General features: G+C 46.1%; 15 protein-coding genes and 1 pseudogene. 15 read left to right on the plus strand and 1 reads right to left on the minus strand.

The window, feature by feature from the left end:
• The first annotated feature begins 67 nt into the window (after window positions 1-67).
• Genes RE628_RS12985 through RE628_RS12995 form a run of 3 tightly spaced genes read left to right on the plus strand, consistent with a single transcriptional unit; the run spans window position 68 to window position 2,712 of the window.
• The gene (locus RE628_RS12985; RefSeq protein ID WP_309159055.1) at window positions 68-541 is read left to right on the plus strand and encodes an acyl-CoA carboxylase biotin carboxyl carrier protein subunit; all 474 of its coding nucleotides are present in this window, start codon (window positions 68-70) and stop codon (window positions 539-541) included.
• Window positions 525-1,772, plus strand: a complete 1,248-nt coding sequence (gene lpdA, locus RE628_RS12990) for a dihydrolipoyl dehydrogenase (RefSeq protein ID WP_309159056.1) — start codon at window positions 525-527, stop codon at window positions 1,770-1,772. The genes RE628_RS12985 and lpdA overlap by 17 nt, the downstream gene beginning before the upstream one ends.
• Window positions 1,765-2,712: a lipoate--protein ligase gene (locus RE628_RS12995; protein ID WP_309159057.1), complete on the plus strand. Its 948-nt coding sequence runs from the start codon at window positions 1,765-1,767 to the stop codon at window positions 2,710-2,712. Before lpdA ends, RE628_RS12995 begins: the two co-directional genes overlap by 8 nt.
• A gap of 107 nt (window positions 2,713-2,819) precedes the next feature.
• Here RE628_RS12995 and RE628_RS13000 read toward each other — a convergent pair whose 3' ends face one another.
• Window positions 2,820-3,311 (minus strand): nitroreductase, encoded by a 492-nt coding sequence (locus RE628_RS13000; protein ID WP_309159058.1) that lies wholly within the window; start codon window positions 3,309-3,311, stop codon window positions 2,820-2,822.
• A gap of 183 nt (window positions 3,312-3,494) precedes the next feature.
• Here RE628_RS13000 and RE628_RS13005 point away from each other — a divergent pair, with 183 nt between their 5' ends.
• The 12 genes and pseudogenes from RE628_RS13005 (at window position 3,495) to RE628_RS13060 (ending at window position 12,924) form a co-directional block, all read left to right on the plus strand.
• Window positions 3,495-3,785, plus strand: a complete 291-nt coding sequence (locus RE628_RS13005; protein WP_309159059.1) for a hypothetical protein — start codon at window positions 3,495-3,497, stop codon at window positions 3,783-3,785.
• A 20-nt stretch (window positions 3,786-3,805) separates the two neighbouring features.
• A pseudogene (locus RE628_RS13010) lies at window positions 3,806-4,932 on the plus strand (NAD(P)/FAD-dependent oxidoreductase).
• 180 nt (window positions 4,933-5,112) lie between these two features.
• Window positions 5,113-5,361 carry a hypothetical protein gene (locus RE628_RS13015; RefSeq protein ID WP_309159060.1) on the plus strand — a complete coding sequence of 83 codons (249 nt, stop codon included), beginning with the start codon at window positions 5,113-5,115 and terminating at the stop codon, window positions 5,359-5,361.
• Window positions 5,358-6,245 (plus strand): glycoside hydrolase family 5 protein, encoded by an 888-nt coding sequence (locus tag RE628_RS13020; RefSeq protein ID WP_309159061.1) that lies wholly within the window; start codon window positions 5,358-5,360, stop codon window positions 6,243-6,245. The genes RE628_RS13015 and RE628_RS13020 overlap by 4 nt, the downstream gene beginning before the upstream one ends.
• On the plus strand, window positions 6,212-6,823 hold the full coding sequence (locus tag RE628_RS13025) for a fascin domain-containing protein (protein ID WP_309159062.1): 612 nt from the start codon (window positions 6,212-6,214) through the stop codon (window positions 6,821-6,823). Before RE628_RS13020 ends, RE628_RS13025 begins: the two co-directional genes overlap by 34 nt.
• 67 nt (window positions 6,824-6,890) lie before the next feature.
• Window positions 6,891-7,175, plus strand: coding sequence for a hypothetical protein (locus RE628_RS13030; protein WP_309159063.1), 285 nt, complete (start codon window positions 6,891-6,893; stop codon window positions 7,173-7,175).
• A gap of 333 nt (window positions 7,176-7,508) precedes the next feature.
• Entirely contained in the window at window positions 7,509-8,336 is an 828-nt protein-coding gene (locus tag RE628_RS13035) for a helix-turn-helix domain-containing protein (protein ID WP_309159064.1), read from the plus strand.
• Window positions 8,337-8,569: 233 nt separating this feature from the next.
• Window positions 8,570-9,877, plus strand: a complete 1,308-nt coding sequence (locus RE628_RS13040; RefSeq protein WP_309159065.1) for an NtaA/DmoA family FMN-dependent monooxygenase — start codon at window positions 8,570-8,572, stop codon at window positions 9,875-9,877.
• Window positions 9,878-9,935: 58 nt separating this feature from the next.
• Window positions 9,936-10,988 (plus strand): NAD(P)/FAD-dependent oxidoreductase, encoded by a 1,053-nt coding sequence (locus RE628_RS13045; RefSeq protein WP_309159066.1) that lies wholly within the window; start codon window positions 9,936-9,938, stop codon window positions 10,986-10,988.
• A 22-nt stretch (window positions 10,989-11,010) separates the two neighbouring features.
• Window positions 11,011-12,003 carry an iron-siderophore ABC transporter substrate-binding protein gene (locus RE628_RS13050; protein ID WP_309159067.1) on the plus strand — a complete coding sequence of 331 codons (993 nt, stop codon included), beginning with the start codon at window positions 11,011-11,013 and terminating at the stop codon, window positions 12,001-12,003.
• 325 nt (window positions 12,004-12,328) lie between these two features.
• The gene (locus RE628_RS13055; protein ID WP_309159068.1) at window positions 12,329-12,625 is read left to right on the plus strand and encodes a hypothetical protein; all 297 of its coding nucleotides are present in this window, start codon (window positions 12,329-12,331) and stop codon (window positions 12,623-12,625) included.
• Window positions 12,523-12,924: a C40 family peptidase gene (locus RE628_RS13060; protein WP_309159459.1), complete on the plus strand. Its 402-nt coding sequence runs from the start codon at window positions 12,523-12,525 to the stop codon at window positions 12,922-12,924. Before RE628_RS13055 ends, RE628_RS13060 begins: the two co-directional genes overlap by 103 nt.
• Window positions 12,925-13,108 lie beyond the last annotated feature (184 nt).

Raw genomic sequence — 13,108 nt, forward strand, 5'->3', positions numbered from 1 at the left:
CTGAATGGTTCGGGAGGTTGCTTTTTTCAGATAAGCCCAAGCACTAAAGAAAATCGGAGGGAACCTCATGATTATCAAGCTGGAACAGATCACAGGACACGCCAACAGGGCGAAAATTGGGAAGCTGAATGTTACTGAAGGTGATCAGATTGAGATAGGTCAACCTTTACTTCAGATGGAGAGCAAGAAAGGGAATTCACCTGTAGTATCTAAATATAAAGGCAAAATTGACAAAGTATTGGTCGAGGAAGACCAGGAAATTGAACTCGGTCAAAGCTTATTTGAAGTGACAACCGAAGGGTTAGCCAAAGAGACGGCAGAAAATAAACCGAAGTTGGACTACTTCAGTGGGCTTCTGCGTGGGAAGAAGGAGGATGTTCGAACTGAGCTGCTAATTATTGGCGCAGGACCGGGGGCTATGTCGCTGCCCTATACGCAGCTAAAAAGGGCATTCAAACTGTCCTTGTGGAGAAGGATTCCATGGGGGAACCTGCCTGAATGTCGGATGTATTCCGACCAAAGCTTTGATAAAATCCTCTGAGGTCTTCCATCAAATGATGCATGCCGATAATTTTGGTCTTTCAGTTAAGGAAATCGAGCTGGATATGGCCAAGGTAATTGATAAGAAGGATGAGATCAAGGGGACCCTGATATCAGGCATCGAATATCTGCTTGGCAAAAATAACGTCCGCGTCATTAAAGGCAACGCTTCATTCCTAAATGACAACCAGGTGCTCGTCAAGAGTGGAAAAGATGAATTCACGATTGAAGCCAAACATACCATCATTGCCACCGGTTCTCAAATCGCGGATATTAATCTGCCGGGAATTGATCAAGATTTTGTCATGAACAGCACCTCAGCTCTTGCTCTTAGAAAAAACATCAGCTCGGTTACGATTATCGGCGGTGGCGTCATCGGTATGGAGTTTGCTTTTCTTTATTCCAACTTTGGAATACAGGTCAATGTCATAGAATTCTGTGACAGGCTGTTAACGATGGTAGATAAAGACGTCTCAGAAGAAATTGCTCATATTGCTGCTGAGAAGAGAATCGGTGTATTTACGAGTTCCAAGGTAACCAGAATCGAGAAGGACCAGTCTGGGAAAGCAGTGGTTATCTTTGAACAGGAAGGCGCCGAGAAATTCATGACAAGCGAGAAGGTTCTAGTTGCGATTGGCAGAACGCCGAATCTGGACGGGCTGGAGCTCGAAAAGACAGGAGTCAAGCTGAACGACAATGGAAAAGGTATTGCCGTCAATATGCACTTACAGACTTCGGTTGATCATATTTATGCTATTGGCGATGTCACGAACCGGATTCAACTGGCCCATGTCGCTTCCCATGAAGGGATAGCGGCTGTGGATCATATACTCGGTTCTAATCCCCATGTTGATTACGGGATGGTGCCAAATGTGATCTTTACATCGCCGGAAATCGCAGCAGTAGGTCTGAATGAAGATCAGGCCAGACTTATGGGTAGGAACATTCAAGTTAGCAAGTTCCCGTTCCAGGCCAATGGCAAAGCATTAACGATGCGAGAAGGAAGAGGCTTCATCAAGTTAGTTAAGGATCTGGACAGCGGCAAGCTGATCGGTGCTTCGATCATTGGGCCTGAAGCTTCGGCGCTGATTAGTACAATGACAGTCATGATCGGTTCGGGGATAAGTGAGGATGAGATCGCGCACACCATTTTTGCCCATCCGACGACGGGTGAAGTGATCCATGAGGCTGTATTGGGCCTGAGTATTGGGGCTTTGCATTACGATGAATAGGATTATCCTGTCCGAAGAGCATAACCCGTACTATAATCTGGCGCTGGAGGAAGAGTTGCTGCGAGGCGTTAACTCGGATGAGGTCATCTTGTATTTATGGCAAAATGAGAAGACAGTTGTGATCGGCAGAAATCAGAATCCGTACCTTGAATGCGATGTACCGCAACTGGCGGCTAATGGAGTTCGGCTGGCCAGACGGATCTCGGGCGGAGGCGCCGTGTACCATGATTTGGGCAATCTGAACTTTACTTTCATTTATCAGGAGCATAACAAGAATCTCGAACAGCAGCTGCATGTGATTAAGCAAGCGGTAGAAGCGTTAGGGGTTACTGTTGAGTTCTCCGGTAGAAATGATCTGACCATCCAAGGGCAGAAATTTTCCGGACATGCCTTTTACGGAGAGAACGGCCACGAATTTCATCACGGGACGCTGATGGTGGATGTGGATTTGAGTCAATTGAGTCAGGTGCTCAGGCCCTCCAAGCTAAAGATGCAAGCTAAGGGAATCACATCCGTAAAGAGCAGGGTCGTTAATCTACAGCAGCTTTTTCCTTCCTGTACAGTGAATCAATTGATTGATTTACTGGTCGCGAGCTTTGGAGAAATCTATAAAGATGTGCAGGAGCCGCTCAAGTATAACAGTGAAAATTACATTCCGGCTCAGTTGAGTAAATATGCAGATTCCAAGTGGATTTTTGGCGAGAGCCCGAAATACGATGTGATGCTGGAGAGAAGAGTCCCACAAGCTATAATTCAAGCGTTGCTTTATATAGAGAATGGGATGATCAAAAGGATAAAAGTCCATTCTGACAGTCTTAGCACCTTGTCCTATGAACAGGTCGAGCAGCAATTCACCGGCAGGGTGTTTGACCTGCATTTCGAGGATCAATTATTTGGTGCAATCGAAGACTTACTTGATCCTAGCTCCTCATCCTCATAGAACCGCAAACACCCTTGTAATCATTGGTTAACCCAAGAGGTTCCGATGCATTATTAAGGGTGTTTTGCTTGCGATAATGGTATGCAGCAGGTCGAGCTTTGAGAAGACTACAGCCAGGTCGCGGCTATGCGAATGGAGGAAAGAAGGAAACTAAGAACAGCAAGAATAACGCAGCCTTTCAAAAAGCCAATAAAGTGAAACAGATAGTTCTTGTAACCCTTAGCGCCTTCGGTTCCCGGGATGACAATGAATTTTGGGGTGATCAGACAGAAAATAAGCCAGTCTAGAATAATTAGATCAGCCAAGCTGACGATTGTAAAAAGTACATAAAAATGAATAAAGGCCTGCCAAAACGTAATTTGCTGTGAATCCAGCACCAATGAAAATACAAGGGGAATGATAACAAGCAGTCCTAAGGGGATTCCTAGCTTATGCATCTGTTTCTTCTCATGAGGTGTCTGACTTGTTGTCATCCGTTGTATATCTTTAGGATAATCCTTGAGCCATATACGGGGATTGACAGCTAGAGACAGAATCAAGATGATTAAGAATCCGACAGATAATATCAGGCCTTCGATAAAGGATCTAGATATGTCCATGGATATTGCACCTCGCTTTGATCAATATTTAGTTATAGGCCCATTATAAATCACAAATGTTTCCCTAACAACAAAAAGTTTACATATGGAAACAATTTAGATTAATGATTTTTGTCTGGAATTAAGGAAGAGGACTAGATAAGCTATAATGGACTTACGTATGTAACAAGGAGGATATAGCTTATGGAATATTTAGCAATCTCAATCTCGCTTATTACCTTGATCGTATGTCTGAGTGTGTATAACAAAGTATCTGCCTTAGAGGCACGGATCAAAGCGATGCAGTTCCCAAGAACCGAAACGGTTCCCACAGTTCAAACTGAGGGACCAACGTCGTACTCCGGGCAGGATGAAGTCATTCGTCTGATACATGCGGGCAAGAAGGTTGAAGCTATTAAGAAATCAAGAGAATTGTATGGCATGTCGTTATTGGAAGCCAAGCAATATGTAGATGATCTGGCATTGAAGGTGTAGAAATAGAGGGGAGTCTCATCATGAAGAGGTATATCGTTATTGGAGCAGGAATTTTAGGGGCTTCAACGGCTTATCAATTATCTAAAATGGGAGCGGAAGTCCTTATTATAGATCGTAATGAGAAGGGACAGGCCACGGATGCAGCAGCTGGCATTATTTGCCCTTGGCTGTCTCAACGGCGCAATCAGGCTTGGTATCGTCTAGCTAAAGCAGGCGCTGGCTTCTATCCAGATTTAATTGAAGAGCTTATGAACGAAGGAGAGACAGAAACAGGCTACGCTAGAGTTGGCGCTCTCTGCATTCATCATGATCTGGAGAAAGTAATCAAGATGGAGGAACGGGCTCAACAGCGCAAAGCGGATGCGCCAGAGATTGGAGAGATCACGCGATTAGATGAGACAGAAACCCACCGCAGGTTCCCATTATTGGAAGAAGGCTATCATTCCGTTCATATAAGCGGGGCAGCCCGTGTAGATGGGCGCGCACTGCGGGATGCCTTGCTGCGTTCAGCAGAGAGACATGGGCGAAGCGGTTTGAGGGAAATGCCGTGCTGGAGTTCCAAGAGAATCGTATTACAGGAGTTCGTGTAGGAGCAGACACTTACACAGCGGATAAGACGGTTGTTTGTGCGGGAGCCTGGGCCAGGGAGCTGCTTCAGCCTCTGGGCATTCACTTTAACGTTCGCTTCCAGAAAGCGCAAATTATGCATTTACGGGCTGAGCATAGTCAGGATACGGGGAATTGGCCTGTGGTTATGCCGCCATCCGATCAATATTTGCTTGCGTTTGAGCACCAGAAGATCGTGGTCGGAGCGACTCATGAGAACGAAGTTCATAGCTATGATACAAGAATAACTCCAGGTGGGATGCAGGAAATATTGAACAAGGGGCTAACATTAGCGCCAGGCTTGGCGGACAGTACTTTCCAGGAGGTTAGAGTCGGCTTTCGGCCGTTTACACCTGGATTTCTGCCGGTGATCGGACAAATCCCTGGTTGGGAGGGACTTATTACGGCTAATGGCCTAGGAGCCTCCGGACTTACCATGGGTCCTTATATCGGAAGCCAGCTCGCCAAGCTGGCCTTGGGAATGGAGTTGGATATTCAGCTTGATGACTATGATTTAAGAGCAGCCATAGAAGAGCAATGACCATTGGGATGATAAAAAAAATCAGCAGACTTCAAAATATGACAGACTTCGACAAAGGGAGTCTGTTATATATTCTTTAGGCCTGGGAATAAAAACGTTTTTATTCTGGCCGATGGGGAGGTGAATTTTACTAAACGACTTCACCATAGCTTATAACTATTTAAAAATCGGAGGTACTGTATGGCAAAAGGAAATCGATTTCATAAAAAAGGATTTCGAATTTTTCTATCAACGATTTTACTGTTAGGAGCCTTTGTGGCAGATTGGAGTCTGGGGCATACAGATGTGGTCAATGCGGTGAGCAGTTTGTCGGATGGCGATTTTTTGAAGACGAACGGTACATCCATTCGTAAATCCAAGGGAACGGGAAGCAATGTATACCTGCGGGTACAAATGCTGGAGGCTGGCTGGTTCAGGAGTCGTGGATGAATCCAACGAACGCTCAGGATCAGAAGACGATGATGAATACATTCAAGGACCGCTTCGGTGCCGCAGCACGGGATGAGCTTATTTCTGTTTATGAGGACCATTACTGGACTACACAGGATTTTGATAACATTTCTGCGATGGGGATGACCGTTGTCCGCCTTCCTTTTACGTACATGAATTTGGTGGACGATTCCGGAAATTTGAAAGCGGATGCATGGTCGCGACTGGATTGGTTTGTGGAGAATAGCCGCCAGCGGGGGATTTATGTCATCCTGGATATGCATGGGGCATTTGGTTCTCAGAACGGTATGGATCATTCCGGAGAGATCAATGATGGCAATCAATTGTACGGAAATCCGAATAACCGCCAGAAGACCTTATGGCTATGGGAGAAAATAGCGGAACACTTTAAGGGGAACCCGGCTATAGCCGCTTATGACATTCTGAATGAGCCGGGAATTAAAGCTGCGGCGACAGGCCGTACGCAATGGGATTTCTATAACGATATCTATAATCGGATTCGGGCAGTAGATGGTGATCATATCATCATGATGGAATCTTGCTGGGATGCCGGGAATCTGCCGCATCCGCAGGAATATGGATGGACTAACGTCGTCTACGAATATCATTATTACCCATGGGATTCAGTGACCAGTGCTCCCGGCCAAGCGGCTTATATTTCGAGCAAAGTGACGGATATCCGCAGCCATAATTATGGAGTGCCGACATTCGTAGGGGAATTTACATCTTTTGATGTGGAGGACGCCTGGAAGAATACGCTGTCTACATTCAATCGCGAGGGCTGGCATTGGACCACCTGGACTTATAAAGTCACAGGCAGCAACAACTCTTGGGAATTTACAATCTTAATACAGAAGCGGTAGATATTTATCGTGATTCGCAAGAGACGATCCGTCAGAAATGGTCCAAGGTTGGCGCAAATTACAGTGCGGTGAATAGCAAAATCTACAACGTGATCAAGCCTTATTTGCAAGGATCAACAGATCCCGGCAGTGGCGGATCATCTTTATTTGCGGATGGGGAATATTATCTGACCGCTGTTGCTAACGGCGGGGTTGTCTCCGCGGAGAATGGAGGGGCCGAGCCATTAGTAGCCAATCGTGCCTCTGTAGGAGGGGCTTGGGAGAGCCTGCGGCTGGAAAATAACAGCGACGGGACAGTCTCCTTCAAATCGATGGCTAATCAGAAGTATGTCTGTGCGGTAATCGATGAGAGCAATCAGCTGTTGGCACGCAGCGCCTCAATCGGCACCTGGGAGAAGTTTGAGCTGGTTATTACCGGGAATGGCGATTACGGAATTAAGGCACTTGCCAACGGCAAATTCGTACAGGCGAATCTGAATGCGGGCGGCAGGCTAGAAGCAACTCAGGATAAAGTGGCAGGAGCTTGGGAAGCCTTCAAGATCACGAAAATGGGCGACTCTTCCGGACTGGAGTTTTGACGGCTCTCTGACCGATAAGTCCGCAGAATTTTATGAATATGCGAGCTATCAAGGCAAGTCTATTAAATTGGGCAAGGACGAATATACCTATAACGATCTGGTCTCCATAGGCATCGGCAACGATACCATCTCATCGCTGAAGGTTCCGCAAGGTTATAAGGTTACCTTGTACGTGGATGATCATTATAAAGGCGGAGCTAAGGTCCTGCTGGTGGATGCACCGTCTCTTGGCGATTTCAATGACAAGACCTCTTCGATTAAGGTTGAGCAAATAACACTCGGAAATTTTGACGAGGGGGGTTATACGTTGACCGCGATCGTAAACAAGAAGGTTGTTAGTGCGGAGAATTGAGGCAAGGACCCGCTCGTAGCCGACCGGAATTCCAATGGCGGATCAACAGAACGGAGCCAAGCTGTTTGCTTCCAGTGATACGATTGGGGGAGCTTGGGAGGCGTTCTGGGTACGGGAGTGAATTAAAACGAGAAGAAACAGCGGGCGGAGCTGAAGCTCCGGCCCGCTGTTTTTGTGTTCAAAACCGGGGATAGGAAGATCCAGAAAGAAAGTTCAACTTGAGAATCGACGATTTTATGTTCAATATATAAGAGACTAAAGTGTATATCAATAACTAGGAGAGTTGAGATGGGTCCAAGTGGAAAAAATGAAATGAGGAGCAGGTGTGAAGTCATGATAAATGTAGAGCGGTTGGCGGAAGTGTTCGCTAATGATTCCTATGAGATACAAAGTGTATATCGTCTGGTGATCCAGCCGAAGAGCCTGTTGCGGGAGTTCAGAACTTTAAAGTATGGATTTCTCTTTATAACCCGTGGATCCAATAAAATAATCGTCAACGGAACCGTCTATGAATTGCAGCCGGGCTCTGTATTTCACGCAGCCCCAGGCATGCAGATGGAAGCACAGGTTACAAGTGAAGCTGAGCTTGAGTACTATTCCGTTTACTATAATCTGGACAAGCACTGCTCAGAGAACAGCCTTCATGAGTGCAATACTCATTTCAGACTAGAATCCGGAGTGATTCCGCGAGTGATAGAATTATTGCTGATGCTCCAGCAGAATATCCATACCCCTGGAGGGCTGGGAAAGCTTCGGGTGAAGGAGCTGTTTCTAAGCATTATGCATCAAGTGCTGGTTGGGCATAAAAATCGGGAGGTCAGCGGTTCGATCGACATTGCAGCTATAGAAGAAGCCGTTGCCTATATTAAGAGAAATTATATGAACCCCTTAACACTTGAAGAGCTGGCGGAAATACATGCGATGAACCCTAAGCAATTTTCTTATTTTTTTCATAAGCATACAGGTGTCCGTCCCATTGATTTTGTGATCCAATATCGAATGGAGAGAGCTAGTGAGTTGCTGCGAGCCGGCAATTTCCCGATTCGTGATATTGCAGTTAGCGTCGGTTATGCTAATCCACTCTATTTCAGCAGGGCGTATAAAAAGAGATTTGGGATATCTCCATCCTTATACGCTCAGCAATTCAATAGTCCACTCTAATTTGAAGGCAAAAGGAAGCATTTTAATCTACCGATTTGATAATTGTGCATGCTGCATTTACTATTTGTGTATTTGCATTTGCTAGCGTCCTTGCTACACTATCAATTGAGAATGATAATCATTGATAACGAAACTGTTAATGATTAAGCTGTTCTCTTGAAAGCATCTAGAGATTAGTGCCATTTCTGAACGAATGACGATTCTCAGAGTGGGGAAAGGGTGGAAGAAGCAAAGTGAATGCACATCGGCAATTATGTATCGGATTTTCTTTATCAGCAACCTGGATGAAGGGACATGGCTGGCGACGTCCGGATAGTGGCGTGGAGAGAATGAGTTCGATCGATTATTATATCGAATTAGCCAAGCTGGCGGAGAAGGCCAAGCTCGATTTTCTGTTTAGAGCGGATTATCTATATGTAAGTCCGCAAATGCTGGGCGATTCCGCTAATTTTGGCAGTCCTGATCCGACGATGATATTCGCGGCAATCGCTCGTGAAACGGAGCGGATTGGACTTGTTACCACGATCTCCACTACTTTTAATCCGCCGTATGTTGTTGCCAGACAGCTACAATCCCTGCATTGGCTTAGCAACGGGCGTGCGGGCTGGAATATTGTAACCTCGATCGAAGGAGCTGAGAACTTTGGCATGGCTGCCATGCCATCCCCGGAAGAGAGATATGCGCGGGCGAGCGAATTTACCGATATAGTGCGCAAGCTCTGGGCCAGCTTCCCGCATGAAGCAGTACTGATTGATCGTGAATCAGGCCAATTTACGGACCCTAAGCAAGTGTCCCCGATCGATCATTCCGGGGAGTTCTATAATGTCCAGGGACCGCTCACCTTGCCTGCTCATCCGTCGGGAAATATCCCGCTGTTCCAGGCAGGAGCATCGGACATCGGTCGGAATTTTGCGTCTTCTGTTGCAGATGCCATCTTCGCGGCAATGCCGGACATGGAGTCCGGCATTGAATTGCGTCATGACCTAAGGAGGAGAGCAGAGGAACTCGGGCGTGACCCGAATGCGATTCGAATTTTGCCAGGCCTCTATTTCTTCCTGGCCGATACGCGCGAGAAGGCCCAAGGGCTGTTCGAGGCGGCCAATGCGCATTTAAGCACTGAACGAAGACTAGCATCGTTAAAATCTGTGTTGGGCCTGGATTTAAGCGGCTTTTCTCTGGATCATCGCGTGACTGAGGATTTGCTTCCTGATCCGGATCAGCCTGTCCGCAGCCGAACGCATGCTGAACTGCTCCGCCGCTATATTATCAACCACCAGCCGACCGTGGCAGAGGTGCTGTCAAGACCGGAAGTTCTCGGCTCCGCGCACTGGGTATCGGTTGGAACGGTGGAGGACGTATTGAATGACATTATTCAGAGATATGAAGCAGGGGCCATCGATGGGTTTATCGCTCTTCCAGGCGGCTCGGAACAATCAATGGAGCTGTTTTTCGAGCAGCTGATGCCGAGATTGGTGGAGCTGGGCTTATTTAGAAGTGAATATTCAGGTTCAACTTTGAAGGAGCATCTAGGGATTAGTTGATGCTAGCTGGTACCCAGGAATCCGATGAAGTAGCCATTTATAGCGAGGAGATTGAGAGATGCATAATAAGGAACTGTTTGATGTCACAATTGTAGGCGGTGGACCTGCCGGGCTGTTCTCCGCATTTTATAGTGGTTTACGTGAAATGAAAACGAAAATTGTTGAATTTCAGCCCTTTCTGGGCGGAAAAGTACATGTCTATCCCGAGAAGCTGATCTGGGATGTAGGCGGTTTGGCACCGCTTCCCGGCTCCCAGCTGATTGAACAAATGGTAGCTCAAGGTTTGACCTTTCAACCGGAAGTCGTTCTAGGAGAGAAAATAACGTCCATTGCCAAGGATGATGAAGATCATTTCGTGTTGCACACCACATCCGGCCGGAAGCATTACTCCAAGACAGTCATTCTGGCTATAGGGGGAGGAATTCTGAAGCCGATCAAGCTGGATATTGAGGGAGCGGAGCGGTTTGAGGTAACGAACTTACATTATACCGTAAAATCACTAGAACGCTTTAAGAACAAGACAGTGCTAATCTCTGGAGGAGGCAATTCAGCCATTGACTGGGCCAACGAACTGGAACCGATTTCCAAGCAGGTATATTTGACATACCGTAAAGAAACGTTAAAAGGACATGAGGCGGAGATTTCACGTCTTGAGAGAAGCTCGGTGGATTGTTTACTGAATACATCGATCGAGAAGCTGATTGCGTCGGAGGATCATCAGCGGATTGAGACGGTGGCAATGAGAAGTAATGAGACGGGCGGTACGTTTGAGCTTGAAATCGACGAAATGATCATTAATCATGGCTATGAACGCGATAAAGAATTGCTGGCCAACAGCGAGGTGCAAATCGAGTTGAAGGATTACTGGATTGCAGGCAATCCGTCGAGCGAGACATCGGTGCCGGGACTTTATGCCGCCGGCGATATTCTGCATCATGAGGGCAAGCTTCACCTGATCGCCGGGGCTTTCCAAGACGCCGCGAACGCGGCAAACAAGGCCAAGCAGTATATCTCGCCAGATGCAAATGCGCACGGAATGGTATCCTCACACAATGATCTGTTTACGCAAAAAAATCGTGAGTTGATGCAGCATTTATATGTCAAGAGTTGAAGAAGAGGCTGGAGGAAGTAGTATGAAGAGATGGTTAGGTAGTATAGTTGCGTTGGTCATTGTGACTGCAATGTTAGCCGGGTGTACCGGTGCGCCAGCGGCTGCGCCTTCAATGAACGATAGTAATGACGGACAGTCCAACGTGAACAGTACGTCTGAAGCTGGAGCGACAGACCTGGGCGTATGGCCCAGAACGATAACGGACGCTGCCGGTCATGAGATTGTACTTCAGGAACGGCCGGAACGCGTTGTTGTGCTTCATCCCCTATATTTGGATTACTTCTTGGCGCTGGATACACCTCCAGTCGCTTCGGGCAATGCTATGGGCGCGTTAGAGGAATACGCAACACTGAAGCCGTACCAAGGAACGGTGGAGATCGCTGATTTGGGCAGCGGGAGAGATTTGAATCTGGAGGCGGTAATTGCGGCGAACCCGGATGTGATCGTGACTTTTAAAGGCCATGTGGACGCGAATTATGATGAATTAAGCAAGATTGCTCCTGTTGTCCAAATTGACTATGGGGATACTTGGGAGAATGCCATGATGCTCTGTGCCCAGGTTATAGGCAAAGAACAGTTGGCAGAGCAGCTTATCAATGAGACTAAAGAAATCATTGCAAAGACGAAAGAACAGCTGAGTGGGTTGAAGGGAAAGAGCTTTGCGTTGCTGCGGGTTGACGGAAAAGCTAATTTTACCGCTCAGGGTGCAAAGAATACAGTCTACTACAATGATACTACAGGATTTGGTCTGTTAAAGCCGGAGGGCTATCCTGAAGACGGGCAAGTGTTGTCGCTGGAGGCATTATCGGCGATGAATCCCGATTATATTATTATCCAGCATGATCTTAAGACGGCTCAGGCAGCAGTTCAAGAGAAGGAAGCTATGGATGTATGGAAATCACTCACAGCGGTTAAGGAAAATCACGTTCTATTCTTTGATAATTCACTTAACACGGGAAGTGTCCTAGCCATTCGTCTGGCAGCGGAAAATTTTATGAATTTGGCTGGGCAGTAGATTCAACAGGCAATCGATTCTACAGTATTCGAAAGTAATTAGCGAACAGCAGGTTATGTAGATAAGGCCATCTCTCTGTAGTGGAAGCTGCAGCAGGGATGGCCATTTATTACAAATATGTTACTATATAAAATATTCATTAACTGGAAATAAAGAGTATATTTTAGTTATAATCGCCCAAATTAATCCTATGTTAGCAGAAATAGTGCTTTGTTTTATCGCTTTCACTTTGAGATAATGAAACCAACAAATTAGGATATTGCCTATTAAGGGATAGGTATACTCTAATAGTTACAAAATTGTCATCTTAGAGGAGGAACAACATATGATTAATATTAAGAAAAGTTTGATCAGCAGCCTGGTCGTCTCAGCAGTGGTCTCGGCGGTCGTTATTATTCCCTCTCCATCGCATGCTGCTTCCGTAAAAAACACCGTATCGTCAAATACAACGGTTCAAAATACTCAGAGTCAGACTGCTACTAATCCTGCTATTGAAAAAGTAATTCAAACAGGAATGAAATATTTGGGTACCCGTACGAGTTCGGTTCCAACCGCAACACAACGACAACATTTGACTGCTCTGATTTCATTCGGCAAATATTCAAAGAAGGAGCGGGCGTAGTACTTCCAACCGATTCCCGTCAGCAAGGGGCTTGGATTAAACAGAACAGTACGCCCGTCAATAACATAAACAACCTCAAACGTGGGGATATCGTATTTTTCATGAGTTATAAAGGGTCGAGCAGCTCCGCATACAGCCGGATTGATAAATCGAAGGAGCGGATTACACATGTTGCTATGTATTTAGGTGATGGAAAGCTTCTGCATACGTACTCCCAAAAAGCTGGTGGTGTGGTAGTAACTGATTTTTCTGCTTCCTGGCAGAATCGCTTCTTATTCGGAGGCAGTGTTCTAAAATAGAGATTATCTATATCGACATATTAGCTAAAGCCGCAGACATGCGGCTTTTTTTATTTTGGATGAATAATGCTTGTCACATAAACGTCATAATATCATTCGATTTTATATGTAAAAAGACTCGAAAGGGCTATGTCGGTGATAAAAGTTATAGCTTATTATACTATCGAGAGGATCTAAGTGGGGC

Source organism: Paenibacillus sp. D2_2 (assembly GCF_031199965.1).
Classification (GTDB): Bacteria; Bacillota; Bacilli; order Paenibacillales; family Paenibacillaceae; genus Fontibacillus.

Coding starts and splice junctions, on each gene's coding strand:
- RE628_RS12985 (WP_309159055.1), top strand. CDS start 68: ATGATTATCAAGCTGGAACAGATCACAGGACACGCCAACAGGGCGAAA.
- RE628_RS12995 (WP_309159057.1), top strand. CDS start 1,765: ATGAATAGGATTATCCTGTCCGAAGAGCATAACCCGTACTATAATCTG.
- RE628_RS13000 (WP_309159058.1), bottom strand. CDS start 3,311: ATGGACATATCTAGATCCTTTATCGAAGGCCTGATATTATCTGTCGGA.
- RE628_RS13005 (WP_309159059.1), top strand. CDS start 3,495: ATGGAATATTTAGCAATCTCAATCTCGCTTATTACCTTGATCGTATGT.
- RE628_RS13015 (WP_309159060.1), top strand. CDS start 5,113: ATGGCAAAAGGAAATCGATTTCATAAAAAAGGATTTCGAATTTTTCTA.
- RE628_RS13020 (WP_309159061.1), top strand. CDS start 5,358: ATGAATCCAACGAACGCTCAGGATCAGAAGACGATGATGAATACATTC.
- RE628_RS13035 (WP_309159064.1), top strand. CDS start 7,509: ATGATAAATGTAGAGCGGTTGGCGGAAGTGTTCGCTAATGATTCCTAT.
- RE628_RS13045 (WP_309159066.1), top strand. CDS start 9,936: ATGCATAATAAGGAACTGTTTGATGTCACAATTGTAGGCGGTGGACCT.
- RE628_RS13050 (WP_309159067.1), top strand. CDS start 11,011: ATGAAGAGATGGTTAGGTAGTATAGTTGCGTTGGTCATTGTGACTGCA.
- RE628_RS13055 (WP_309159068.1), top strand. CDS start 12,329: ATGATTAATATTAAGAAAAGTTTGATCAGCAGCCTGGTCGTCTCAGCA.